The sequence below is a fragment of the Dactylosporangium sp. CS-033363 genome, from assembly GCF_050942475.1.
Classification (GTDB): Bacteria; Actinomycetota; Actinomycetes; order Mycobacteriales; family Micromonosporaceae; genus Dactylosporangium.
The window spans coordinates 7888612-7911600 of record NZ_CP192032.1; the positions used below are offsets into that span (position 1 = coordinate 7888612).

A 22989-nucleotide genomic window follows, 5' to 3' on the forward strand; every position below is an offset into this window, starting at 1 on the left:
CTGTGAAGAGCAGGTCAGGCGGTGTGGTGCTCGTCGGCGAGGGCGAGGACCTCGTCGAGCACGCCGAGGGCCAGGTCGATCTCGCCGGCGTCGATCACCAGCGGCGGGGTGAGGCGCAGGACGTTGAAGTTCGCGGTGAGGTACACCCCGCGCTCCATCGCCGCCTTGAGCAGCTTGCCGACGGGAGCCGCGGCGGCCCCCTTGGCGTTGAACGGCACCAGCGGCTCGCGGGTGGCGCGGTTCTTCACCAGTTCCACCCCGTAGAACAGGCCGCGGCCGCGGATGTCGCCGATGCTCGGGTGCGTCTCGGCCAGCTTGGCGAGGCCGGCCCCGAGCCGCTCGCCCATCGCCCGCGAGTTCTCCACGACGCCCTCGTCCTGCATGATCCTGAGCGAGGCCACGCCGGACGCGCAGGCGAGCGGGTGCCCGGCGTAGGTCATGCCGCCCCAGAACATGTTGGTCTTGAGCCACTCGGAGATGCGCGCGCCGACCGTCATCGCGCCGAGCGGGACGTAGCCGGAGTTGAGCCCCTTGGCCGTGATGAGGATGTCCGGCGTGACGTCCCAGTGGTTGCAGGCGAACCACTTGCCGGTGCGCCCGAAGCCCGCCATCACCTCGTCGAAGATGAGGATGATGCCGTACTTGTCGCAGACCTCGCGCAGCGACCTGAGGTACCCGTCCGGCGGGTACAGCAGGCCGTTGGTCCCGGTGACCGGCTCGACGATGACGGCCGCGACGGTCTCGGGGTTCTCGTACTGCAGGATCTCCTCGAGGTGCGGCCCGCCCGAGCAGACCGGGCACGGGTCGGGGTGCCCGGCCGGGCAGCGGTACGTGTACGGGTCCAGCATCCGCACCACGCCGCCGATCCCGGGCTCGGCGGCCCAGCGGCGCGGGTCGCCGGTGAGCGACATCGCGCCGGCGGTGGCGCCGTGGTACGAGCGGTACCGCGCGACGATCTTGCTCCGGCCGGTCACGTGGCGGGCCAGCCGGACCGCGTTCTCGTTGGCCGCCGCGCCGCCGGTGGTGAAGAAGCTCATCTTCAGGTCGCCCGGGGTCAGGTGGGCGATCATCTCGGCCAGCTCGGCCCGCGAGCGCTCGGCGAACCCGGGGCCGATGTAGCACAGCTCCTCGGCCTGGGCCCGGATCGCCTCGACCAGGCGCGGGTGCTGGTGGCCGAGGTTCAGGTTGACCAGCTGCGACTGGAAGTCGAGGTACCTGCGGCCGTCGTAGTCCCAGAACCACGAGCCGGAGCCGCCCGCCACCGGGATCGGGTCGAGCGCGCCCTGCACCGACCAGGAGTGGATCACGTACTCCTTGTCGACCGCCTTGAGGCGCTCGGCCGTCCAGGCGCCGTGCTCGGCCCCGGTCTCAGCGCCGGTCGAGGTCTCGGTGACGGTCATGCGCCGGCCTTGACCTCGGCGCCGAAGGTGGCGAGGCGGGCCAGCGGGCGCCCGGCGTTGGCCGCGGCGCAGATCACGAAGATCTCGCGCGGCCGCGGCACGTCGGCCACCTGCAGGGTCACCGTCTGGTGGTGCGAGCGGGTCTTGCTGTCCAGCTTGTGCTTGAGCGGGATGTCGATCGGGGCGCCGGTGAGGCCGACCTTCTCGGCCGCCGGGAGCAGCTCGGTGCCGCCGGCCGCGGTGCGGAAGACGTTGCCGAAGCGCAGGTTGTGGATGAGCGCCGAGCCGTGCTCGAGCTCGCCGTCGATGCCGACGAGGGCGGCCTTGCCGAACGCCTCGACCTCGGCGCCGAGCAGCTCGACGCAGGCCGGCCCGATCAGGCGGCCGATCTCCTCGCCCAGCTCGTCGGCCAGGGTCACCAGATCCTGCACGTACGTGCTGGGGTAGGGGTTCTCGATGACCGCCCCGACGAACGCGACGCGGTGGCGGGGCTGCACGTCCTGCCCGTTCTCGAGCCAGGTCTCCTCGAGGTGGCGGACGATCTTCCGGACCCTGATCACGATGACTCCTTCGTGGTTCACTCAACGAACCGTTGGTTCAAATCCTGCTGACACCGCGAGAAGGTGTCAATAGTCCTGAGGGGCTTTTAGCGCGCGTACAGGTCGGGGCGGCGATCGGCGAGCGGCTGGTTGAACGGGTTGTCCCGCCGTTCGCCGCGCGTGCCGATGAGGTCGACCTCGGCCGTCACGAGTTCCTCGCGGTCGGCGCTCGCCGGTCCCGCGAGGGGCCAGCCGTCGGGGCCGACGAGCACGGAGCGGCCGACGAACTCCTGGCCGCGCTCCACGCCGATCCGGCTGATCCCGGCCACGAAGCACTGGTTGCTGTGCGCGCCGGTCATGCACATGAGGTGGGCCATCGCCGGGCCGTCGGCGGGCTGGTTCGGCACCGGCACCCAGTTCGACGGCAGGACGACGAGGTCGGCGCCCTGCAGCGCCGCGCTGCGGAACGTCTCCGGGAACCAGGCGTCGTAACAGATCCCGACGCCGATGCGGCCCAGGGGCGTGTCGAACACCGGGAACCCGTCCGTGTTGCGGTCGTAGACCCGTTGCTCGTCGTTCCACAGGTGCGCCTTGCGGAACGTGCCGACGAGGCCGTCCGGCCCGACGAACAAGGCCGAGTTGTAGACCCGGTCGCCGTCGCGTTCCGTCACGCCGCCGACGATCCACAGGTCCAGCTCGGCGGCGAGGGCGGCCCAGCCGGCGGTGGTGGGCCCGCCGGGGATCGGCTCGGCGTAGCGGGCCGCCTCGGCGCGGTCGGCGAACATGTAGCCGGCCGAGGCGGCCTCGGGCAGCACGACGAGCTTCGCCCCGCGGGCGGCCGCCTCACGTATCCAGAACGTCGAGCTCACGAGGTTGGCCGCCACGTCGCCGAGCACCGGCCGCAGCTGGACGCCCGCCAGGACGAACGCCGTCACCAGGCGGCTCGCACGGCCGTGTACTTCACGTTGAGGTACTCGTCGATGCCGGCCTTGCCGCCCTCGCGCCCGAGGCCGGACTGCTTCACCCCGCCGAACGGGGCCGCCGGGTTGGAGATGATGCCCTGGTTGAGCCCGACCATGCCGCTCTCGAGGCGCTCGCTGACCCGCAGGCCGCGGGCGAGGTTCTCGGTGAAGACATAGGAGGCCAGGCCGTACTCCGAGTCGTTGGCCATCCGCACCGCGTCGTCCTCGTCGTCGAAGGCCACGATCGGCGCCACCGGGCCGAAGATCTCCTCGCGGACGGTGCGGGCATCGGCCGGTACACCCGAAAGCACCGTGGGCGCGAAGAAGTGTCCGTCGCCGTCGAGCGCCGCTCCCCCGGTCACGACCGTCGCGCCGGCCGCCGTGGCGTCGGCGACGAGCTCGCCCACCGACTTGACCGCGTTGCCGTCGATCAGCGGGCCGACCTCGGTCGCGGGGTCGAGCCCGTGCCCGACGCGCAGGTCCGCCAGCCGCGCGGCCAGCCCGGCCGTGAACGCCTCGGCGACGGAGCGGTGCACGTAGAAGCGGTTGGCGGCGGTGCACGCCTCGCCGACGTTGCGCATCTTGGCCTGGAACGCGCCCTCGATCGCGAGGTCGAGGTCGGCGTCGGCGAAGACCAGGAACGGCGCGTTGCCGCCCAGCTCCATCGACGTGCGCAGGACCCGGTTCGCGGCCTGGCCCAGCAGCGTGCGGCCGACCTCGGTGGAGCCGGTGAACGAGACCTTGCGCAGCCGGGCGTCGTCGAGCAGGGCCGAGCTGGCCTGGCCGGAGCGCGCCGTGGTGAACACGTTGACCACGCCGCGCGGGACGCCGGCCTCCTCCAGGATGCCGGCCAGGGCGAGCATCGACAGCGGGGTCTGCTTGGCCGGCTTCACCACGACCGTGCAGCCGGCCGCCAGGGCCGGGCCGATCTTGCGGGTGCCCATCGCCATCGGGAAGTTCCACGGGGTGATGAGCAGGCACGGGCCGACCGGCTGGCGCATGACGACCACCCGCGAGCCGCCGCCCGGCGCGGCGAGGTAGCCGCCGTCGATGCGCACGGCCTCCTCGGCGAACCAGCGGAAGAACTCGGCCGCGTAGCTCACCTCGGCCTGCGACTCGGCGAAGGCCTTGCCCATCTCCAGGGTCATCAGCCCGGCGAGGTCGTCGCGGCGGGCGACCATCATGTCGAACGCCCGGCGCAGCACCTCCCCGCGCTCCCGCGGCGCCGTCGCGGCCCAGGCCTCCTGGGCCCGGCTCGCGGCGGCCAGCGCGGCGACGGCGTCCTCGACGGACGCGTCGGCGACCTCGGCGATCGCGGCGCCGGTGGCCGGGTCCTCGACGGCGAGGGTCCGGCCGCCCTGGGCGTCGCGCCACTCGCCGTCGATGAACAGGCCCTTGGGGACCCGGGCGGCCGTCGCGTTCGCCGCGGCCAGCGCCTCGTCCAATCCGCCCATGTTGTGCTTCCTCCTAGGACTGCCGGCCCATTGCGCTCGGCAGGTCGATGTCGGTGTTGGTCAGCAGCTCGCTGAGCTGGCGGGCGGCCTTCATGACCGACTCCGCCACCTCGTCGATGCGGTCGCGGCTGAGCCGGTAGGTGGGGCCGCCGATCCAGACCGCGTAGGGCGTGGTGCCGCGGACGCGCACCGGGGCCGCGACCGAGGCCGCGCCCACCTCCAGCTCGTCGTAGGCGAAGGCGAAGCCCCGGGCCCGGACGGCGGCCAGCGAGCCCATGAACGCGTCGAGGTCGCCGACCTCCGGCGGGGCGTGCTCGGCGAACTCCTCGGCGAAGTCGTCGCGGACCTGCTTCGGGTCGAGCGCCGCGAGCAGGACCTTGCCGGTGGAGGTGGCCCAGACGGGCTGGGTCCGCGGCACCGGCTTGAGGGTCTGGCCGATCAGCGACGGGCCGGGCACCTGGGCCACGACCATCACCTTCGGGGCCAGCAGGACGTCGAAGCCGGCGGTCTCCCGGGTCTCGTTCGCCAGGCTGCGCAGCACCTCGCGCATGTGGCCGTACGCCCCGCCGCCGTCGAGCAGGCCGCCCACGATGGACAGCAGGCCGAGCGACACCCGGTAGCGGCGGGTCACCGGGTCGAGGGTCAGCCAGCTCTCCCGCTCGAGCACCGTCAGCACCCGGTAGCAGGTCGCCTTGGGGATGCCCGCCTCGCGCGCGACCTCGCTCAGGCCCACGCCCTCCGGGTGGGCGGCCACCGCCCGCAGCAGCCAGATGGTGCGCCGGACCAGCCCTGCCTCACCAGACGCCATCGACTTCCTCCGTATTCCGTGTGCCATCGTCAGCGGCAACTGTTGTGCTGCCATCCTGGCAGGCCCACCGGGTCACCGGGGTGCCGGACGGCCGGGTGGCCGTCCGGCATCTCACCTACTTGCCGCCCTCGGTGATGGTCACCGTCTCGGGCTTGTAGGAGCTGCCCGTGACGTCCACGTTCGCGGCCTTGAGCTCGGCCAGCGCCTTGTCGTTGAGGTCGGTGCGGAACGCCGAGCTGTCCGGCTTCTGCTTGAGCACGCCGCCCTTGATGGCGATGTCGATGGTGGAGTCCCACGACTTCTGGTCCATCGCGCCGATGCCGTTCGCCGACGGCCAGATCAGCTTGTTGATCTCGTTGAGCATCCAGGTCTGGTGCCCGGTGCCCAGCGCGCTGCCGTGGTTGAGCACGATGTCGACGCAGCCCTTGAGGTCGTCGCGGCAGGACGCCCAGCCCTGGTACGTCGCCTTCAGGAACTTCACCGCGGTGTCCTGGTTGGCCTGGTCCTTCAGCCAGTCCCCGCGGCTGTAGATGCCGTCCTCGAGGCTGGTGTAGCCGGCGTCCTGCAGGCTGATCGCGGTGAAGTCCGACGGCTGGTACAGCTGGCCGGTCTTGGGGTTCTTGGTCTCCAGCAGCTGCGCGTACTCGTTGTACGTCTTCGCCTGCGCGCTGTCGACCTCGCGCTTGAGCAGCAGCGACATGTCGAACGGCTGCTGGATGATCTGGGTGTCCCTGGTCGGCTCCACGCCGGAACCGCGCATGGCGGCGTACTGCACCAGCTCGTTGCCGTACCCCCAGCTGCCCGTCTTCTTGCCCTTGAGGTCGGCCAGCGTCTTGATGCCGGAGTCGGCCCAGGCGACCTGCAGGTAGGCGCCGCGCTGGAAGACCTGCCCGATGTTCACCAGGTCGGCCCCCTGCTCGCGGGTCGCCATGGTCTTGGTGACGTGGCTGACCGCGAACTCGGCGTTGCCGGAGGAGAGCACCTGCTGCGGCACGATGTTCACGCCGCCCTCCTGGATGCTCACGTCCAGGCAGGCCGCGTCGTAGAAGCCCTTGTCCTTGGCCGCGTAGTAGCCGGCGAACTGGGCCTGGGCGACCCACTGCAGCACGACCCGGACCTTGGTCTTCGACGTGCAGTCCTTGCCGGCGTCCTGGGCGGCCTGGGTGCCGGCGTCGGACATGCCACCACAGGCGGAGGCGAAGAACGCGGTGACCGCGAGCGCGCTGATGGCGCCCGTCACCCGGCGGCGAACGAACATGATGACTCCTACGAGTTCTCTTCGTGCAGGGAGGCGTGCCAGGGCATGAGGAGCCGTTCCAGGAGCGACACGAGCCCGAACATGGCCAGGCCGAGGGCGCTCGCCACGAGGATTCCGGCCCACGCGTACTCGAAGCGGGGCAGTGCCGCCTGGTAGGCGATGTAGACGCCGAGCGCGTTGCTCGGGCCGCCGAAGTACTCGGTCACGATCACGCCGATGACGGCGAGGGTGGAGCCGAGCTTCAGCGCGTTGAACAGGAAGGGCAGGGCGTTGGGCAGCCGCAGCATCAGCGAGACCTGTCGGGGCTTGGCCGCCAGCGACTGCATGACCTCCAGGTGCAGGGGTGATACCTGGAGCAGGCCCCGGGTCGTGTTGACCAGGACGGGGAAGAAGACCATCACGGCGGCGACGCCGGCCTTGGAGACGATGCTGGTGACGCCGAACCAGTTGTTGAAGATCGGGGCCAGGGCCACGATCGGGGCGCAGTTGACGATGACGGCGGCGGTGAGCACCGGGCCCGACAGGCTCGGGAACCGGCTGAGCACCAGGGCCACCACGACGCCCCAGACCACGCCCATGAGCAGGCCGAGCAGCACCGCCAGGACGGTGATCCGGGAGGCCGACATGATGGTGGTGAACTGCTCGGCGAACGCGGCGAGGATCGCGCTCGGCGACGGCACGATGAACGTCGGCACGTCGAAGACGACCACCGCGAGCTGCCACACGCCGAGGATCACCACGGCGGTGACCGCGACCGGCAGATACCTGCCGAGCTGGGTGCGCAGCCTGCTCCCGGCCGACGGGAGCCGCGCGGCCTGGACGCTCATCAGGCGGCCTGCTCGGCGTGCGTGCCGTGCAGCGCCTTGCGGACCTCGGTCACCTTGGTGAAGAACGCCTCGGTGGTACGGGTCTCGGCGGTGCGCGGGTACGGCAGGTCGACGTCGATGCTGTGCGCGACCCGGCCGGGCCGGGCGGTCATGACCACGATCCGCGAGGACAGGAAGACCGCCTCGGAGATGCTGTGCGTCACGAACACGACGGTGGTCCGCGTGTCGGCCCAGATGCGCAGCAGCTCGCCCTGCAGCCGCTCCCGGTTCATCTCGTCGAGCGCGCCCAGCGGCTCGTCCATGAACAGGATCGACGGGTCGGCCGAGAGCGCGCGGGCGATCGCCACCCGCTGCTGCATGCCGCCGGAGAGCTGCCACGGGAAGTGCTTGGCGAAGTCGGCGAGCCGGACCAGCTCCAGCATCTCGTGGGACTTGGCCCGGCGCGCCGCCTTGTCGGCCCCGGCGACCTGCAGCGGCAGCTCCACGTTGCGCTGCACGCTGCGCCAGTCGAACAGGCCGGCCTGCTGGAAGACCATCCCGTAGTCGCGGTCGGCCCGGGCCCGGCGGGGCGTCTTGCCGTTGACCTCGACCGCACCGCTGGTCGGCTCGGTGAGGTCGGCCAGCACGCGCAGCAGGGTGCTCTTGCCGCAGCCGCTCGGGCCCAGCAGCGACACGAACTCGCCGCGCTGGATCTCCAGGTCGATGTCCTGGAGGGCGGTCACCGACTGCTTGCCGCTGTGGAACTCTTTATTGACTCCGCGCACGGAGATGATGGCGGGCTCGGACATCGGCGCCCCTCCTTGTTTGCTTGAACGTTGACGGCGTCAGCGCGCGTGGCGGTGGCGCAGGGCGAAGCGCTCGATGAGGCCCAGCAGCTGCACGAAGACGATGCCGGCGACCGCGGAGACCAGAACGGCGGCGTAGAGCTTCTCCGGCCCGTTCGAGTAGTAGTAGGCGAAGGTGAGGATCGAGCGCCCGATGCCGCGGCCGGTGCCGGCCGACAGTTCGCCGACGATCGCGCCGACGACGCTCGCCGTGGCGGCCAGCCGGAGCCCGGCGAACGCGAACGGCAGGGCGGCCGGGATGCGCAGCCACAGCAGCACCTGGGAGCGTTTCGCCCCGACGCTGTGCATGAGCTCCAGGTGTACCTTCTGCGGCGACTTCAAGCCCCGCAGCGTGTTGATGGTGACGGGGAAGAACGCGAGGTACGCGGCGATGCCGGTGACCGCCATCCACGGCGGGGCCCCGGCCTTGCCGCCCCAGATGACGATCATCGGCGCGATGGCCACCAGCGGCACCGTCTGCGAGGCGACCAGCCAGGGCATCAGGCCCTTGCTCAGCGGTACCACGTGCAGGAACACGATCGCCAGCAGCAGGCCGAGGGCCGAGCCGGCGACCAGCCCGTAGAGGGCCTCGCGCAGGGTCACCGTGGTCTCGCCGAGCAGGTACCCGAACAGCGAGGTCGGATCGCCGCGGCGGGCGGGCTCGATCAGCGAGTGCAGGATCGTACCGATGTGCGGCATCGACAGGTCGTCGGTGGCCACCGGAAACTCGATCGAGGTCCCGGGCACGACGTCGTCGAAGGCCTGGCCCAGCGCCTTGTACCCCTCCCACAGCGCGGCCACCAGCGCGATGACGCCGATGGCGCCGAAGGTGTTGACGGCATGGCGCTTCATGCCGGGTCCGCGCCGGGACCGGGCCTGGTTCACCCGTTCCGTGCGCTTGGCGCGACCCGCCTCGACCGATGTCGCAGGCGGAACGATCTTTGTCGCGGTCATCTGCAGGCACTCTCCGAAAGCTCTCGGGAGCCGTCGTCCGGCGGTTGGGATCACTTAGTGAACCGTTGGATCGGATCACTCAGTGAACTGGTGGTTCACGATAGAGCCGCGACTCCGGCAACGTCAATGGATTCGGACGCCCGGATATCGCGGCCTGCAAACGCCGCCCCGACCGCCGATGACCTGCGGATTTCCCCGTATCTCGGTACGCGTTCCGGCTCAGCCGTTCGGACGGGTCAAGCCTGCCCGACCAAACGATCGTTCGTCTGTCGGGCGCTCAGAGGAAGATCGCGTGCTCCGGCGCGGGCCCGTCGAAGACCGCGTCGCCGTGGAAGGTCGCGTGCCCGGACGGCCCGTCGAGGGAGAACTCGGCCCGCTCGATCCGGCTCCCGGCGAACCGGGTGGTGCCGTGGAACTGGGCCCCGCAGAAGTCCGCGTACGCGGCCGCGCACCCGCCGAGGTCGAGGTCGACCAGGACCGCCGCACACAGGTTCACGTGCAGGCCGGGCCACTCCCGCAGCCGCTCGACGAGCCGCCGCTGCGTCTGGCGGCGGGACTCGTCGGCGCGCAGGTCCCCGAGCGCGGGCGCCCGCAGCAGCGCACACAGCGCGGTGACGACCGCCTGGCGCTCCCCGGGCCGGTCGTCTCGGCCGAGCGGCCCGCCCCGCTCCGGCGCCGTCCAGCCGAGCGGCCAGCCGGAGGGGCCGTCGGCCGTGTCGCCGCTCCAGTGCGCCCCGGACAGCTCGGCCGCCGGGTGGTCGAGCCGGACCCGCCCGCCGAACCGGGCCTCCGCGAGGTCGACACCGGCGGCGAAGCGCGCGTTGTAGAACCAGGCCGGCCCGGCGAACCGCGCGCCGCGGAACGAGACGTCCCCGGCGAAGGAGGCGCCGGCACCGCCCTCCTCCCAGTCCTGGTAGTCCTCGACGAGCACGGCGACCGGCCAGTCCGGATCGGCCGCGTTCGGCTCGCCGAAGGGCACCGGCACCAGGTCCTCGACCGTGTCCCAGCGCTCGTCGTCGTCCCACCACGTTTCGGTACCGCGGCCGAACCACGCCTCGCCGCCGAACTCGGCGCCGCCGAAGTCCGCCCGCCCGCCGAACCAGACCCGCCCGAACGCGGCGGCGTCCTCGAACCGCGCCCCGGCGAAGGAGACGTCCCCGGCGAAGGCGGACCGCTGGAAGCTGACCGGCCCGGCGAACACGGCCCCGTCGAAGCGCGTGGCCCCCTCGAACCGGGTGTCGGCGAACAGGGTCTCCCCGTCGAACCGCCGCCCGCTGAAGTCGCCGCCGGTGACCGTCTGCACCGCGCCAGCCTAGTGGCGCGCCTCCAGCTCGCCGTCGTCGGCTCGAACCGGTCGACCGACAACGTGACCCCGCAGGCCCGGCTACGCCACGAGGTCTTCGCCCCAACGCGGTCACCGTCCAGGCCCTCGACGCAGCCGGGAGCCGCTCGGCGATGTCCAACGCCGACCATGGCGACGGGCTACCTCACGCCGTACCACTGCTGAGGGTCAGGCCAGGAGGGCGGCGGTGCGGCGCAGTTGCCACTGGGCGTGGGGGGCGCCGCCGCCCTCGTGGTCGTTGAAGGGGAAGACGACCATCTCCTTCGGGCCGGCGTAGTGGTTGTAGGCGGCGAAGACCGTCGAGGGCGGGCAGGTCTGGTCCAGCAGGGCGGCCGAGAAGACCGCCGGGGCCGTGGCCCGCGCGGCGAAGTGCAGGCCGTCGAAGTAGCGCAGGGTGGACAGCACCTCGTCGGCGCGGTGGCGCAGGCGGGCGCACAGTTCGGCCACGTCCCGGTACGGCGGCCGCAGCGCCATCCGCACCGCCCGCGGCCAGTGGCACAGGAACGGTACGTCGCACAGCAACGCTGCCACGGCCGGGTCCAGGGCGGCCACCGCGAGGCCGATGCCGCCGCCCTGGCTCACGCCGCCGACGGCGATGCGGGAAGGGTCGACCCACGGCAGGGTGCGGGCCGCCTCGACGCAGCGGACGGCGTCGGTGAAGACGCGGCGGTAGTAGTAGGTCGACGGGTCGCGGCTGCCGTGGGTCACGTGGCCGGACTCGCCGCCGTCGGCCGGGACGACGGGGTCGGGGGTGTCGCTGCCCTGGCCGCGGGCGTCCATCACGATGTGGGCGTAGCCGGCGCTGGCCCACAGCAGGTGCTCGGTGACGCAGCCGCGGCCGCCGCCGTAGCCGACGTACTGCACGAAGCACGGCAACCGGCCCGCGGCGCCGTGCGGGCGGACGAGCCAGGCGTGCACGGGCTGGCCGCCGTACCCCGCGAAGGTCAGGTCGTACGTGTCCACCGTGGACAGTCCGGCGTCGACGTGGTCGCAGGCGACCGCGAGGTCGGGGCGGCGGGCGTCGGCCAGGGTCTGCTTCCAGAACAGGTCGAAGTCGGCCGGCTCGTCGCACGGCGGGCGGTACGTCCACAGCTGCTCGAGCGGCAGGTCGAAAGCGCTCATTTGACGGCCCCGGCCAGCAGGCCCCGCACGAAGTACCGCTGCAGGGTCAGGAAGATGAGCAGCGGGCAGACCATCGAGACGAAGGCGGCCGCGGTCAGCAGCTGCCAGCCCTGGCCGGTGTTGGCGTTGACGAGGTTGCTCACCGCGACCGTGAGCGGGGCGACCTCCGGGTTGCCGCCCAGGAAGATGAGCGCGACGAGCAGGTCGTTCCACACCCACAGGAACTGGAAGATGGCGAACGAGGCCAGCGCGGGGCGGCTCAGCGGCAGGGCGATGCGCACGAAGAGCTGCACCGGGGAGGCGCCGTCCATCTCGGCCGCCTCGAACAGCTCGTTCGGCAGGCTCGCCATGAACCCGCGCAGGAGGTAGATGGCGAACGGCAGCGCGAATCCACAGTGGACCAGCCAGACGCCGGCGAACGTCCCGGCCAGGTGCGTGACGTTGTACAGGCGCAGCACCGGGGCCAGGGCGAGCTGCATCGGGACGACGAGCAGGGCCAGTACCGACGTGAAGGCGAGACGGCGGCCGGCGAAGCGCATCCGGGCGAAGACGAACGCGGCCACCGAGCCGAACGTGGTCATCAGCGACACGGCCGGCAGCGTGATGAGCAGGCTGTTGCCGAACGCCTGGGCCAGGTGGTTCTGGGTGAGCACGGTCGCGTAGTTGTCGAGGTTGAAGTCGCCCGGCGTGAGGAACGCGGCCCACCAGCCGGTGGTCGAGATCGCGTACGGCGGCCGGAACGAGCTCACCAGCAGCCCGGCCAGCGGCACCAGCCAGATCGCGCAGATCAGGGCGAGGGTCAGGTGCAGCGGCACGCGGGCGGGCCACCGGCGCGCGCGGGTGGCCCGCCGCGTGACTTCCGTGCGGGGCCGGGCGGCGAGGTCCCGGCCCGGTTTGACGAGGACGTCCACGGCTCACCCCTCCTCTCGGCGCAGGGCGCGGATGTTGAGCACCAGGACCGGCAGCACGAGCGCCGCGAGCAGCACCGCGACCGCGCTCGCCCGGCCGTAGTCGCCGTTGACGAACAGCTGCCGGTACAGCACGTTGGCGATGACGTCGGTGTGGTAGTTGCCGTTCGTCATCACGTAGACGGCGTCGAAGGCCTTCAGCGCGCCGATGGCCAGCAGGGTCGCCACGACCACGAGCGTGGGGCGCAGGTGGGGCAGCACGACGTACCGGAAGATCTGCAAGGAACCCGCCCCGTCCAGCCGGGCGGCCTCGATCTGGTCGGCCGGGACCTCCTTGAGCGCGGCGGAGATGACGACGGTGGCGAACCCGGTGGTCATCCACACGCCGACCGCGATCAGGGCGGCGTTGTTGGTGTGCGTGTCGACCAGCCAGGGCACCGGGTCGGCGCCGGTCAGGCCGGTCAGCAGGGCGTTGAGCGTGCCGGTCTGCGGGAAGCCGGGGGCCTGGTAGTCGTACATGAACTTCCAGATGACGGCGCCGGCCACGAACGACACCGCGGTCGGCAGCACCACGACGGACTTGGCCGCCACCTCGTAGCGCACCCGGTCGGCCAGCACCGCGATGAGCAGCCCGGCGACCAGGCAGCCGCAGGTGAGCAGGACCAGCCAGAGCGCGTTGTTGCGCAGGGCGTCGAGCAGCTCGTCGCTGCTGAGCATCGCGCGATAGTTGGCCAGCCCGACCCACCGGCGGGAGGTGGCGTCGCGCAGGCTCAGCACGACCGTGTTGATCATCGGGTACACCAGGAAGATCGCCACGAGCGCCAGCGGCGGCAGCAGCCAGGCCCAGGGGCGGGCCCTGCCGCCGGCCGTGACCGGCAGCAGGGCGAGCAGGCGTTCCACCCCGGCGAGGTAGCCGAGCACGGCGAGCGGGGCGCCCGCCGTGACGGCCACCGCGAGGACGAGCGCGGTGGTGGACACGGGATCCACCTCAGCTCGGCTGGTAGGCGGTCTGCCGGGTCTTGTCCAGCCCGGCGAGGATCGCGTCGAGGGATGCGGGCGTCTTCACGTAGTCGAGGACGGCCTTGAAGAACGCGGACTGCATGGCCGGCGGCATGGCGGACTGGGCGGCGTACCGCACGTCGCTCGCCTTGGCGTAGGCCTGGGCCGCCTTCTTCGACAGCGCCGACGGGATCTGGTCGACGCTCACGCTGCGGTTGGCGGGCAGCCACTGGCCGGTCGAACCGACGAGCGCGGCGAACTCGGGCGTGGCGAGGTACCGCATGAACGCCCGCGTCTGCGGCGAGTCCCTGAACGCGCCGAGCATCTCGCCGGAGGTCTCCAGCAGCCCGCCGTTGGCCTGGTCGAGGGCGGGGAAGGTGAAGAAGTCGACGTTGTCCACCGGCTTCACGTCCGGCACGCTCTGGGCCAGGGTGTTGCCGAGCCACTCGGCCTGGGGCGTGAGCTTGCACCGCGGCGGCTTGGCGTAGAGGCCCTGCGGGGCGGTGTTGAAGCTGGTGGTCAGCACGGCCGTCGGGCCGCCCGCGACCATCTTCGGGTCCGCGGCGATCGCCCCGAACCCGGCGAACGCGGCCTTGACCTGCGGGCTGGTCCAGGGGAGCTGGCCCTGCCACCAGTCGTCGTACGGCCCGGTCCCCGACTGGCGCAGCATGAACTGCTCGATCATGGCGGCGCCGAGCCACCCGCTGGCCGCGCCGGACTCGACGCCCAGGCACCACGGCGGGCTGCCCGCGGCCGCCTGGCTCGCGGTCCAGCGCTGCAGGTCGGCCCAGTCGGCGGGCGGCTTGGGGCCGTCGTAGGACTTCGGGTCGTACCAGATGAGGTTCTGCACGGAGGCGTTGTAGAACAGGCCGTAGAGCTTGCCGCCGGTGCTGGCCAGGTCGAGCAGGCCGGCCGGGAAGTCCTTGCGGAGTGCGGCCTGGTCGAGCCAGTCCCCGATCGGCACGAGCCGGCCCTGCTCGGCGAGCTGGCGCAGCTGGCCGGCGCTGGGGTCGGAGACGAGGTCGGGCGCGCGGCCGGCGGCGATGCGGGTCTGCAGCACGGCGGGCAGGTCGGCCGTCGTCTCGTACTTGATCTGCGTGCCGGTGGCGTCCTGGAACGGCTTGAGCGTCGACATGTACTGGTTGAGCTGCTCGCCGCTCAGCAGGCCGAGCAGGTTGAGGGTGCCGCCGAGCTGCTTGCCCTCGGCGGCCTTGGCGGCGGCGTCGCGGGCGGCCTGCACGGCCGCGGGGGCGGCGGAGGCGGGGGCCTCGGTGCTGGGGGCCTTGCTGGTACAGGCGGCGAGGGCGAGCGCGGCGGTGAGGCCGGCGGCGCACATCAGGCGTCTCATGACACCTCCTGAGTCTTCGAAGCACTATTGTCGAAGCACTTCGATCGTGCGTTCCGCCGTAGGGATGAACAAGCCCTCATCCGTGTTCATTCACTGAGGATCACCCGGCCGAGTGATCAACGCCGATGCCGAACCGCTACGATAGAACTTCGATTCTGGAGGATGGATCATGCCCGGACCCGGCCGCGCGACGATCTACGACGTCGCCGCCGCCGTCGGGGTGAGCATCTCCACGGTCTCGCTCTGCATGAACAACCCGGCGAGGGTCCGCCCGGAGACGCTGCGGCAGGTGCTGGACGCGGCCGAGCGGCTCGGGTTCCAGCCCCGCGCCGAGGCGGTCAGCCGGGCGCGGCGGGCCCACGACCGGGTCGGCGTGCTCGCGCCCTTCACGTCCTATCCCTCGTTCGCGCGCCGCCTCAACGGAGTGCTGCGCGCCTACGCGAAGGCGGGCACCGAGATCGTCGTGCACGACCACGACTCGGTCGCCTCCAGCGCGTCGCCGCTGCTGGCCAGCCTGCCGCTGAGCGAGCGGCTGGACGGGCTGATCATCATGGGGGTGCCGCTCACCGCCGAGATCGCCCAGCGCCTGCACCGGCAGCGGTTCAACGTGGTGCTCATCGACGTCGCCGACGAGGCCGCCGAGGAGTTCTCCAGCGTGCGCATCGACGAGGCCGGCGGCGGGGCGATGGCGGCGCGGTTCCTGCTCGACCGCGGCCACCGGCGCTTCGCGTTCATCGGCGAGGAGCAGGCGTCGCAGCAGTACCGCTCACCCTCCGAGCAGCGCTACGAGGGCTTCGCCGGCGCGCTGCGCCGGGCCGGCATTCCGGCGGCGGACGTGGTGAAGCGGGTCGTGCCGCACCGGATGGGCCGGGCCGGGGCCGCCGCGGCCGAGCTGCTGGACTCCCCCGCGCCGCCGACCGCCTTCTTCGCCCACGACGACGTGCTCGCGGGCGGGGTGCTCAGCGCCGCCCAGCGCGCCGGGCGGGCGGTGCCGGAGGAGGTCGCGGTGGTCGGCTTCGACGATCTCGAACTGGCGGAGCAGCTGGGGCTGACGACGGTACGGCTGCCGTTCGAGGAGTCGGGACGGGTCGCGGCCGAGATCCTGGCCGAGCGCCGGCAGGACCCCGGCCGCAGCGTGCGCCAGGTGTTGCTGCGCCTGTCGATCACCGAGCGCAGCTCCGCTTAGCACCTCAGGTGGCGCGGTAGTACCGGCGGACGGCGAGCGGCACCGCCAGCAGCAGGGCGCCCGCGGTCCAGGCCAGGGCCGGCAGCAGCCAGCGCCCGGCGGGCTCGCCCAGCAGCAGGGCCCGGGCCGCGCCGACCACCTGGGAGATCGGCTGGTGCTCGGCGAACCCGCGCAGCCAGGCCGGCATCGAGCCGGTCGGCACCAGGGCGTTGGACGCGAACATCAGCGGGAAGACCCACACGAAGCTCGCCGCCAGGGCCGCCTCGGCGCCGCGGACCATCAGGCCGATCAGGGCGAAGAGCCAGCTCATGGCGAAGCCGAACGCGCACACGAGCGCGAACGCGGCGACCGCGGCCGGGGCGCCGCCGTGCACCCGGAAGCCGATCAGCGCGGCGGTGCCGGTCATGAGCGCGCACACGAACACCGTGCGGCACAGGTCGGCCAGGGTCCGCCCGGCCAGCGCCGCGACCGGGGACATCGGCAGCGAGCGGAACCGCTCCACCGTCCGCGTGCCGAGGTCCGCCGCGATGCCGACCGCGGTCTGGGTGCTGTCCCAGGCCACGGTCTGCACGAGCACGCCGGGCAGGAGATAGTCGACGTACCGGATGCCGGGCGTGTCCACCGCTCCCCCGAAGACCTGTGTGAAGAGCAGGACCAACATCACCGGTTGTACCGTCGACAGCAGCATCAGCTGCGGCTGGCGGATCCAGTGGCGCAGGCTGCGCCCGGTCAGCACGAAGGTGTCGGAGACGGCGCCCGGCAGCGGCGGCGCGAGCGCGCTCATCGCCCCGCCCCCGACCCGGTCAGGGACAGGAACACGTCGTCCAGCGACGGGCGGTGCACCTCGACGCCGACCACGGTCACGTCCGCGTCGTCGAGGCGGCGGACCACCTCGGTCAGGGTCCGCGCCCCGTCCCGCGCGGCCACGCAGACCTCGCGGGCGGCCACGTCGGCCGAGGTGATCGCGACCGCCATCCGCTCCAGCGCGGCCGCCGCGACCGGCACGTCCGCGCCGCACTCCACGCGCACCGAGAGCAGGTCGGCCCCGGCCCGGCGCTTGAGGTCGGCGGCGGCGCCCTCGGCCACGATCCGGCCGTGGTCGACGACCGCGACGCGATCGGCCAGCCGGTCCGCCTCGTCGAGGTACTGCGTGGTCAGCAGCACCGTCGTGCCGTCCCGGACGAGTTCCTCGACCAGCGCCCAGAGCTCGGCCCGGCTGCGCGGGTCGAGTCCCGTGGTGGGCTCGTCCAGGAACAGCACCGGGGCCCGGTTGATCAGCCCGGCGGCGAGGTCGATGCGCCGGCAGGTGCCGCCCGAGTACGTGTGGGCCAGCCGGTCGGCCACCGTGGCGAGCCCGAGCCGGTGCAGCAGCTCGTCGGCCCGCGCGGCCGCCTCGGCCCGCGGCAGGCGGTGCAGCCGGCCGATGAGCACCAGGTTCTCCCGGCCGGTCAGCCGCCCGTCGACCGCCGAGTGCTGGCCGGTCACGCCGATGATCGGGCGGACCCGGCGCGGCTCCCGGGCCACGTCGAAGCCGCCGACCTCGGCCCGCCCGGCGTCGGGGCGGCTCAGCGTGGTGAGGATGCGCACGGTGGTGGTCTTGCCGGCGCCGTTCGGGCCGAGCAGGGCGAGCACGGTGCCCGCGTCCACCCGCAGCTCCAGCCCGTCCAGGGCGGCCTTGCCGGCGTACGCCTTGTGCAGGCCCTCGGCCCGGATCGCGGTCGTCACCCCGGTCACCGGGCGACCGCGGAGTGGGCCGCGACCGGCGCTCCGGCCGCGCTGATGCCCGCCGCGACCGCCTGCATCTGGTCGAGGACGGCCTGGGTGAGCGGTTTGCGGAACAGCGCCAGGTTGTGTTTGATCACCGGCGGCGGCCAGTCCCACCAGCGCAGCGCGAGCAACTGCGCGACCATCGGCTCGGGGAACCGGAAGCGCACCCGGCGGGCCGGGACGCCGACGACCACCTCGTAGGGCGCGACGTCGTGGGTCACGACCGCGCCCGCGCCGACGACCGCGCCGGGGCCGATCGTCACCCCGGCCCGCACGGTCGCGGAGGCGCCGATCCAGGCGTCGGCCCCGACCGGGGTCCGCCCGACCTGCGGCCACGCGCCGTCGCAGAAGCCGAACTCGTGGTTGACCGGGAACACGTGGCTGGTCGGCAGCTCCGGCCAGTGCGGGCTGGCGCCGATGGTCACCTTCTCGGCGATGCCGCAGAACGGCCCGACGTCGGTGTTGAACAGCGAGGCGAAGCGGCCGACGATCGAGTACGGCCCGATGGTGCTGCACCAGACGAGCCCGTACTCCATGACGAGCGCGTGGTGCTCGACCGAGGAGTCCTTGAGCTTGAGGTGGTTGAGGCTGACGGTCGCACCGCGGGCCCGGGCCCGCAGGATCGCGAGCACGTTCTCCGGCGAGTAGGCGCGCGGCCAGGCGTTGACCGTCCTGGGCATGTCCGGCGTGATGAACATCAGGGTCCTTCCCATGGTTGCCGACAGCGGACGCATATCGACAAGGGTCGAACGTAGGCTCGGCCGGTTCTGTTGTCATCGTGCAAGCGATCGAATCGCCGTTCCCCCGCGCGACGGAACGGCTCAGACGAGGTCGTTCTGATAGGCGAACGCGGTCAGCTGCACCCGGTCGCGCAGCTCCAGCTTGGCCAGGATGCGCGAGACGTGGGTCTTGATGGTCGACTCGGCGAGCATGAGCTCCAGGGCGATCTCGGCGTTGGAGCGCCCGTCGGCGACCAGCCGCAGCACCCCGACCTCGCGCTCGCTGAGCAGCTTGGCGTCCGGCCCGGCCCGGTGCCGCGGCGCCGCGCGGGCCTCGCGGTAGCTGTCCAGCAGCCGCCGCGCGACGGCCGGGGACAGCCACGCCTGGCCGGCCGCGACCGCGCGCACGGCCGCGAGCAGGCTGGAGGAGTGCTCGTCCTTGAGCAGGTACCCGGAGACGCCGGCCCGGATCGACTGGTCGAGCTCGTCGGGGTCGACGGCGTCGGCGAGCACGATCACGCCGGGCTCGCGGCCGCGGGCGTTGCGCCGCAGCACTTCGCGGTGCATCACCGACCCGTCGAGCGCCCCCGGCCAGACGTCGATGAGCAGCACGTCGACGGGCTCCCGGCGCAGGGTCGCGGCGGCCGCCCGGCGGGTGCCGACGACGTCCACGAGCTCGATGTCCGGCTCGGCCCGGACCACCGCCCGCAGGCCGTCGCCGAACAGCGAGGAGGCGGACAGCAGCAGGATCCGTAACAGCGGCGGCGCTGCGCGCTCGCCCTCGAACCCGTCGAAGCCCTCGCCGTCGCCGTCGTCGCCGTCGACCCACCTCCAGTCGTGCGCGTCGATGGTTTCACTGCGATTCACCCACAGCAGTCTCGTCCGTCACGCGGAGTCGTCAAGTCGAGGCAGGCGGTGTGAGCACGGCTTTTGCGAATTATGCACAACCGAGATGCAATTTGCAGGTCAGGTTGGCACACCCTCAGCCGGGGTTCCGCGTCCCGTACCGCGCGACCGCCGCCCGCAGCTCAGGGGACGTGACGACCGACGCGGCCTGGGCCCACGACTCGGCCTCGACCACGGTCCCGAGGTCCGCCTCCGTCGCCAGCCCGACGGTGCGCTTGATGGCACCCAGCAGCGCGCGCGGCAGGTGCGCGTGACGCTCCGCGAGTTCCATCGCGGCCGCGAGCGGGTCCGTCTCGATGCGCAGCACGATGCCGAGCTCGAGCGCCTCGTCCGCGCCGAGCGTCCCGCCGTCGAGGATCAGCGCGAGCGCCCGCTGCCGCCCGAGCGCGCGGACCAGGAACGACGTGCACCCGCCGCCGGGATGCAGGCCGAGCTTCGTGAACGTCACGCCGAACGTGGCAGCGGGCGCGGCGATGCGCAGGTCGCAGCAGAAGGCGAGGTTCAGCCCGGCCCCGATCGCCGGCCCGTTGACGGCCGCGATGGTCAGGATCGGCAGCCGCCCGATGCGCAGGAAGCTCTCGTACACGTCCAGCAGCCGGTCCCGCACCTCGGCGACGGGCCGGTCGACCTGCCCGAACGTGGCCGGCAGGTCGGCCCCGGCGCAGAAGGCCGGCCCGTTGCCGGTGACCACGAGCACCCGGGCGCCGGCGTCCTCGGCCACGGCGCGCACCGCGTCGGTGAGCCCGGCGACCACCCCGGCGCTGAGGGCGTTGCGCTTGCCGGGCTCGTCCAGGGTCAGCACCCGCACCCCTTCGGCCGGGCCGGCCTCGAGCCGCACACTCGTCATCGCCCCATCCTCTCCTGCGCGGCCAGGACGGGCCACGGATCCGGGCCGATCGCCGCCGCGAGGCGGGCCGCCCAGTACTCCTCCCCGCCGAACTCGTCGCGCCAGGACCACAGCCGGGTGGTGTACCGGTGCAGGGGATGCTCCCGGGTCACCCCGATGGCCCCGTGGACCTGGTGGGCGATCCGCGCGCCGGCCGTAGCCGCGACCCCGGCCTGCACCTTGGCGGCGGCGACCGGGATGAGGGCTCCACCGGGCCACGCGTCGACGGCGGCCGCGACCGCGCCCTCGGTGGCGGCGACCTCGCCGGCGAGCACCGCGACCTGCTGGCGGACGGCGTCCAGCTTGCCGATCGGGCGGCCGAACTGGACCCGCTCCCGGGCGTAGCGCAGGGTCAGGTCGAGCACGGCGCGCAGCGCGGCGGCGATCTGGACGCTGCGCAGGAGCGCCCCCCGCAGTTCCAGCTCGTCCGGCACCGGGGCGGCGGCGACATCCACCTCGTCGCGAGGCTCCCCGGCCAGGTTCGTTCGAGGTGTCACCCGGTACGAGCCGGCCTGCAACAGCGTGCCGTCGGCCAGGATCAGGTGAGTGGCGGTCCGCGCCCACGGGACCGCGGCCGGGTCGAGGACGGCGGCGACCGGCCCGTCCGGCAGGCGCACCCCGGCGCGGTCGGCGAGGTAGCCGGCCAGCACCGCCTGCTCGGGGACGTGGGTCGGGACCGCGTGCGCGGCCAGGACGGCGGCGATCGTCAGGGCGTCGCGCAGGTCGCCCTCCCCGGCGTACCCGACGCGGGTCAGGCCGGCCGTGGTCAGCGCGGCCAGGACCCGGGCGGGGTCGTCGGCGTGGTCGGTGCAGATGCGCCGCACGAGGTCGGCCAGGTCGTCCGTCACCGGGGGCTCCTCACATGCCCAGGGCGCGGGCGACCAGCCCGCGCAGCACTTCGCTGGTCCCGCCGCGCAGGGTGAACCCGGGCGCGTGCAGCTGGGCCTCGGCGAGCAGCCGGTCGTACTCCGCCGCCGCGTCCGGGCCGGGCCGCGCGGGCCGCCACCGCCGGGCCTCGTCGACGATGTCGTTCTCGAGGCGGGTGCCCATGTCCTTGACCAGCGCGGTGGTGACCGCGGACGGGGTCTCGCCGGCGTCGACGGAGCGGGCCACGCCGGTCGACAGCCGCCGCAGCACCAGCAGCCTCGCGTACAGCCGGCCCAGCGGCGCCCGCAGGTCGGGGCGGTCGGCGGCGTGCCGGGCCATGGCGGCCAGCAGGCCGAAGACCGACAGGTACCGCTCCGGCCCGCTGCGCTCATACGCCAGTTCGGCCATCACCTGCCGCCAGCCTTCACCGGGGGTACCGACGACGCTTGTGTCCGGCACGTAGACGTCCTCGAGCACGACCTCGTTGAAGTGGTGCCCGCCGTCCAGGGACAGGATCGGGTGGACGGTGACGCCGGGCGCGCGCAGGTCGACGATGAGCTGGGTCAGGCCCGCGTGGCGGCGGTCGGGGTCGCGGTCGGCCGTGCGGACCAGGGCGAGCAGCAGGTCGGCGCCGTGGGCGTTGCTGGTCCAGACCTTGGTGCCGGTGACCCGCCAGCCGCCGCCGGCGGGGACGGCGCGGGTGCGCACCGAGGCCAGGTCGGAGCCGGTGTCGGGCTCGCTCATGCCGATCGCGAAGTACAGCTCGCCGCGGGCCATCGGCGGGAGCAGCCGGGCGCGCTGGTCCGGCGAGCCGTGCCGCAGCAGGGAGGGGCCGACCTGGCGGTCGGCGAACCAGTGCGCGGCGACCGGGGCGCCGGCGGCGAGCAGCTCCTCGATGACCGCCTGCCGGTCGAGGTTGGACGCCTCCCGGCCGCCGTACTCCTTCGGCCACGTCATGCCGATCCAGCCGCGGGCGCCGAGCTCGCGGGACATCCGCGGGTCGAAGCCGCTCAGCCAGCTGTCGCCGTGCGGCTCGTACAGTCCGTCAGATCGCGCCCCGGCCAGGAAGGCGCGGACGCGGAGCCGCTCGTCCTGCATCGCCTACCGCGCCGGGAGCCGGGTCGCGCCGTCGAGGCGGACGACCTCGCCGTTGAGCACCCGCACGCGCAGGCAGGTGAGCACGAACTCGGCCAGTTCGCCCGGGTCGGCCAGCCGCTTCGGGAAGACCGGCAGCGCGGTGAGCCGCTCGCGCAGCGCCTCCGGCATGCCGGCCAGCATCGGGGTGTCCACGATGCCGGGGCACAGCGCCAGCACGCGGATGCCGAGCGGGCCGAGCTCCCGGGCCAGCGGCAGGGTCATGGCGGCGATCGCGCCCTTGGTCGCGGCGTACGCGGACTGCCCGATCTGCCCCTCGTAGGCGGCGATCGAGCTGAGGTTGATGACGACGCCGCGCTCGCCGTCCGGGCCGGGTTCGTTGCCGGCCATCGCGGCGACGCAGTGGCGCAGCACATCGTAGAGGCCGACCAGGTTGACCGCGACCACCGACCGGAACGGGTCCAGCGCACGCAGCTCGCCGGACCGGCCGCGCACCGGGGTCGGGGTGGCCACGCCCGCGCAGCTGACGAGCGCGTCGAGGCCGCCGAGCGCGCGGCGGGCCCCGGCCACGGCGGCGGCGACGGAGGCCTCGTCGGTGACGTCGCAGCCGATCAGCGTGCCGCCCTCCGGCAGCGCGCCGGCGGCGGCCGCGGCGGGCAGGTCGAGCGCGGCCACCCGGGCTCCCTCGGCGAGCAGCCGGCGGGCCACCGCGTTGCCGATGCCGGAGGCGCCACCCGTGACGACCACCCGGGCCTGTGTTACGTCCACGTGTCCCGTCCTTTACATCGTCATCAAATGACTCTTGCTACTCAGGCATA

At 72.9% G+C, this 22989-nt stretch carries 23 protein-coding genes; 1 reads left to right on the top strand and 22 read right to left on the bottom strand.

The annotated features are described in order from the left end of the window. Positions 1-14: 14 nt before the first annotated feature. The 14 genes from ACQPZ4_RS36545 to ACQPZ4_RS36610 all read right to left on the bottom strand — a co-directional run bounded on the left by ACQPZ4_RS36545 (position 15) and on the right by ACQPZ4_RS36610 (position 14745). The gene (locus tag ACQPZ4_RS36545; RefSeq protein WP_433046240.1) at positions 15-1400 is read right to left on the bottom strand and encodes an aminotransferase class III-fold pyridoxal phosphate-dependent enzyme; all 1386 of its coding nucleotides are present in this window, start codon (positions 1398-1400) and stop codon (positions 15-17) included. Continuing rightward, the gene (locus tag ACQPZ4_RS36550; protein WP_433046243.1) at positions 1397-1960 is read right to left on the bottom strand and encodes an amino acid synthesis family protein; all 564 of its coding nucleotides are present in this window, start codon (positions 1958-1960) and stop codon (positions 1397-1399) included. The genes ACQPZ4_RS36545 and ACQPZ4_RS36550 overlap by 4 nt, the downstream gene beginning before the upstream one ends. Positions 1961-2046: 86 nt before the next feature. Then, complete coding sequence (locus ACQPZ4_RS36555; protein ID WP_433046246.1) at positions 2047-2874, bottom strand: nitrilase family protein; 828 nt, start codon at positions 2872-2874, stop codon at positions 2047-2049. Further along, positions 2871-4355: an NAD-dependent succinate-semialdehyde dehydrogenase gene (locus ACQPZ4_RS36560; protein WP_433046249.1), complete on the bottom strand. Its 1485-nt coding sequence runs from the start codon at positions 4353-4355 to the stop codon at positions 2871-2873. The genes ACQPZ4_RS36555 and ACQPZ4_RS36560 overlap by 4 nt, the downstream gene beginning before the upstream one ends. Before the next feature lie 13 nt (positions 4356-4368). Beyond that, positions 4369-5163 (bottom strand): IclR family transcriptional regulator, encoded by a 795-nt coding sequence (locus ACQPZ4_RS36565; RefSeq protein WP_433046252.1) that lies wholly within the window; start codon positions 5161-5163, stop codon positions 4369-4371. A gap of 115 nt (positions 5164-5278) precedes the next feature. Further along, the gene (locus ACQPZ4_RS36570; RefSeq protein WP_433046255.1) at positions 5279-6421 is read right to left on the bottom strand and encodes an ABC transporter substrate-binding protein; all 1143 of its coding nucleotides are present in this window, start codon (positions 6419-6421) and stop codon (positions 5279-5281) included. An 8-nt stretch (positions 6422-6429) separates the two neighbouring features. Continuing rightward, the gene (locus ACQPZ4_RS36575) at positions 6430-7248 is read right to left on the bottom strand and encodes an ABC transporter permease (RefSeq protein WP_433046258.1); all 819 of its coding nucleotides are present in this window, start codon (positions 7246-7248) and stop codon (positions 6430-6432) included. After that, positions 7248-8012, bottom strand: coding sequence for an ABC transporter ATP-binding protein (locus tag ACQPZ4_RS36580; protein ID WP_433046261.1), 765 nt, complete (start codon positions 8010-8012; stop codon positions 7248-7250). The genes ACQPZ4_RS36575 and ACQPZ4_RS36580 overlap by 1 nt, the downstream gene beginning before the upstream one ends. 60 nt (positions 8013-8072) lie before the next feature. Continuing rightward, a complete protein-coding gene (locus ACQPZ4_RS36585) occupies positions 8073-8924 on the bottom strand; it encodes an ABC transporter permease (protein WP_433046263.1) in 852 nt (283 codons plus the stop codon). Positions 8925-9303: 379 nt separating this feature from the next. Then, a complete protein-coding gene (locus ACQPZ4_RS36590; protein ID WP_433046266.1) occupies positions 9304-10329 on the bottom strand; it encodes a pentapeptide repeat-containing protein in 1026 nt (341 codons plus the stop codon). A 207-nt stretch (positions 10330-10536) separates the two neighbouring features. Then, positions 10537-11490 (bottom strand): acetylxylan esterase, encoded by a 954-nt coding sequence (locus ACQPZ4_RS36595; protein ID WP_433046269.1) that lies wholly within the window; start codon positions 11488-11490, stop codon positions 10537-10539. Then, positions 11487-12401 (bottom strand): carbohydrate ABC transporter permease, encoded by a 915-nt coding sequence (locus ACQPZ4_RS36600; RefSeq protein WP_433046272.1) that lies wholly within the window; start codon positions 12399-12401, stop codon positions 11487-11489. Before ACQPZ4_RS36600 ends, ACQPZ4_RS36595 begins: the two co-directional genes overlap by 4 nt. A gap of 3 nt (positions 12402-12404) precedes the next feature. After that, complete coding sequence (locus ACQPZ4_RS36605; protein ID WP_433046275.1) at positions 12405-13376, bottom strand: carbohydrate ABC transporter permease; 972 nt, start codon at positions 13374-13376, stop codon at positions 12405-12407. Between the two features lie 10 nt (positions 13377-13386). Then, positions 13387-14745, bottom strand: coding sequence for an ABC transporter substrate-binding protein (locus ACQPZ4_RS36610; protein WP_433046278.1), 1359 nt, complete (start codon positions 14743-14745; stop codon positions 13387-13389). Between the two features lie 169 nt (positions 14746-14914). Between ACQPZ4_RS36610 and ACQPZ4_RS36615 the strand changes: the two genes are divergently transcribed. Beyond that, on the top strand, positions 14915-15931 hold the full coding sequence (locus tag ACQPZ4_RS36615; RefSeq protein WP_433046281.1) for a LacI family DNA-binding transcriptional regulator: 1017 nt from the start codon (positions 14915-14917) through the stop codon (positions 15929-15931). 4 nt (positions 15932-15935) lie between these two features. Here ACQPZ4_RS36615 and ACQPZ4_RS36620 read toward each other — a convergent pair whose 3' ends face one another. The 8 genes from ACQPZ4_RS36620 to ACQPZ4_RS36655 form a co-directional block, all read right to left on the bottom strand. Beyond that, complete coding sequence (locus ACQPZ4_RS36620; RefSeq protein ID WP_433046284.1) at positions 15936-16715, bottom strand: ABC transporter permease; 780 nt, start codon at positions 16713-16715, stop codon at positions 15936-15938. Next, positions 16712-17656, bottom strand: a complete 945-nt coding sequence (locus ACQPZ4_RS36625; RefSeq protein WP_433066818.1) for an ATP-binding cassette domain-containing protein — start codon at positions 17654-17656, stop codon at positions 16712-16714. The genes ACQPZ4_RS36620 and ACQPZ4_RS36625 overlap by 4 nt, the downstream gene beginning before the upstream one ends. Positions 17657-17661: 5 nt before the next feature. After that, positions 17662-18411, bottom strand: coding sequence for a DapH/DapD/GlmU-related protein (locus ACQPZ4_RS36630; RefSeq protein WP_433046287.1), 750 nt, complete (start codon positions 18409-18411; stop codon positions 17662-17664). A 108-nt stretch (positions 18412-18519) separates the two neighbouring features. Next, positions 18520-19284: a LuxR C-terminal-related transcriptional regulator gene (locus tag ACQPZ4_RS36635; RefSeq protein ID WP_433046290.1), complete on the bottom strand. Its 765-nt coding sequence runs from the start codon at positions 19282-19284 to the stop codon at positions 18520-18522. A gap of 115 nt (positions 19285-19399) precedes the next feature. Next, the gene (locus ACQPZ4_RS36640) at positions 19400-20170 is read right to left on the bottom strand and encodes an enoyl-CoA hydratase-related protein (protein WP_433046293.1); all 771 of its coding nucleotides are present in this window, start codon (positions 20168-20170) and stop codon (positions 19400-19402) included. Further along, on the bottom strand, positions 20167-21057 hold the full coding sequence (locus ACQPZ4_RS36645) for an acyl-CoA dehydrogenase family protein (RefSeq protein ID WP_433046296.1): 891 nt from the start codon (positions 21055-21057) through the stop codon (positions 20167-20169). Before ACQPZ4_RS36645 ends, ACQPZ4_RS36640 begins: the two co-directional genes overlap by 4 nt. Positions 21058-21067: 10 nt before the next feature. After that, a complete protein-coding gene (locus tag ACQPZ4_RS36650) occupies positions 21068-22174 on the bottom strand; it encodes an acyl-CoA dehydrogenase family protein (protein ID WP_433046299.1) in 1107 nt (368 codons plus the stop codon). A 3-nt stretch (positions 22175-22177) separates the two neighbouring features. Beyond that, positions 22178-22939, bottom strand: a complete 762-nt coding sequence (locus ACQPZ4_RS36655; RefSeq protein ID WP_433046302.1) for an SDR family NAD(P)-dependent oxidoreductase — start codon at positions 22937-22939, stop codon at positions 22178-22180. Between the last annotated feature and the right edge of the window lie 50 nt (positions 22940-22989).

Excerpts from the sequence above, each read along its gene's own strand:
- ACQPZ4_RS36545 (WP_433046240.1), bottom strand. The coding sequence starts at position 1,400 with ATGACCGTCACCGAGACCTCGACCGGCGCTGAGACCGGGGCCGAGCAC.
- ACQPZ4_RS36560 (WP_433046249.1), bottom strand. The coding sequence starts at position 4,355 with ATGGGCGGATTGGACGAGGCGCTGGCCGCGGCGAACGCGACGGCCGCC.
- ACQPZ4_RS36565 (WP_433046252.1), bottom strand. The coding sequence starts at position 5,163 with ATGGCGTCTGGTGAGGCAGGGCTGGTCCGGCGCACCATCTGGCTGCTG.
- ACQPZ4_RS36570 (WP_433046255.1), bottom strand. The coding sequence starts at position 6,421 with ATGTTCGTTCGCCGCCGGGTGACGGGCGCCATCAGCGCGCTCGCGGTC.
- ACQPZ4_RS36575 (WP_433046258.1), bottom strand. The coding sequence starts at position 7,248 with ATGAGCGTCCAGGCCGCGCGGCTCCCGTCGGCCGGGAGCAGGCTGCGC.
- ACQPZ4_RS36585 (WP_433046263.1), bottom strand. The coding sequence starts at position 8,924 with ATGAAGCGCCATGCCGTCAACACCTTCGGCGCCATCGGCGTCATCGCG.
- ACQPZ4_RS36595 (WP_433046269.1), bottom strand. The coding sequence starts at position 11,490 with ATGAGCGCTTTCGACCTGCCGCTCGAGCAGCTGTGGACGTACCGCCCG.
- ACQPZ4_RS36610 (WP_433046278.1), bottom strand. The coding sequence starts at position 14,745 with ATGAGACGCCTGATGTGCGCCGCCGGCCTCACCGCCGCGCTCGCCCTC.
- ACQPZ4_RS36615 (WP_433046281.1), top strand. The coding sequence starts at position 14,915 with ATGCCCGGACCCGGCCGCGCGACGATCTACGACGTCGCCGCCGCCGTC.
- ACQPZ4_RS36620 (WP_433046284.1), bottom strand. The coding sequence starts at position 16,715 with ATGAGCGCGCTCGCGCCGCCGCTGCCGGGCGCCGTCTCCGACACCTTC.
- ACQPZ4_RS36630 (WP_433046287.1), bottom strand. The coding sequence starts at position 18,411 with ATGGGAAGGACCCTGATGTTCATCACGCCGGACATGCCCAGGACGGTC.
- ACQPZ4_RS36640 (WP_433046293.1), bottom strand. The coding sequence starts at position 20,170 with ATGACGAGTGTGCGGCTCGAGGCCGGCCCGGCCGAAGGGGTGCGGGTG.
- ACQPZ4_RS36650 (WP_433046299.1), bottom strand. The coding sequence starts at position 22,174 with ATGCAGGACGAGCGGCTCCGCGTCCGCGCCTTCCTGGCCGGGGCGCGA.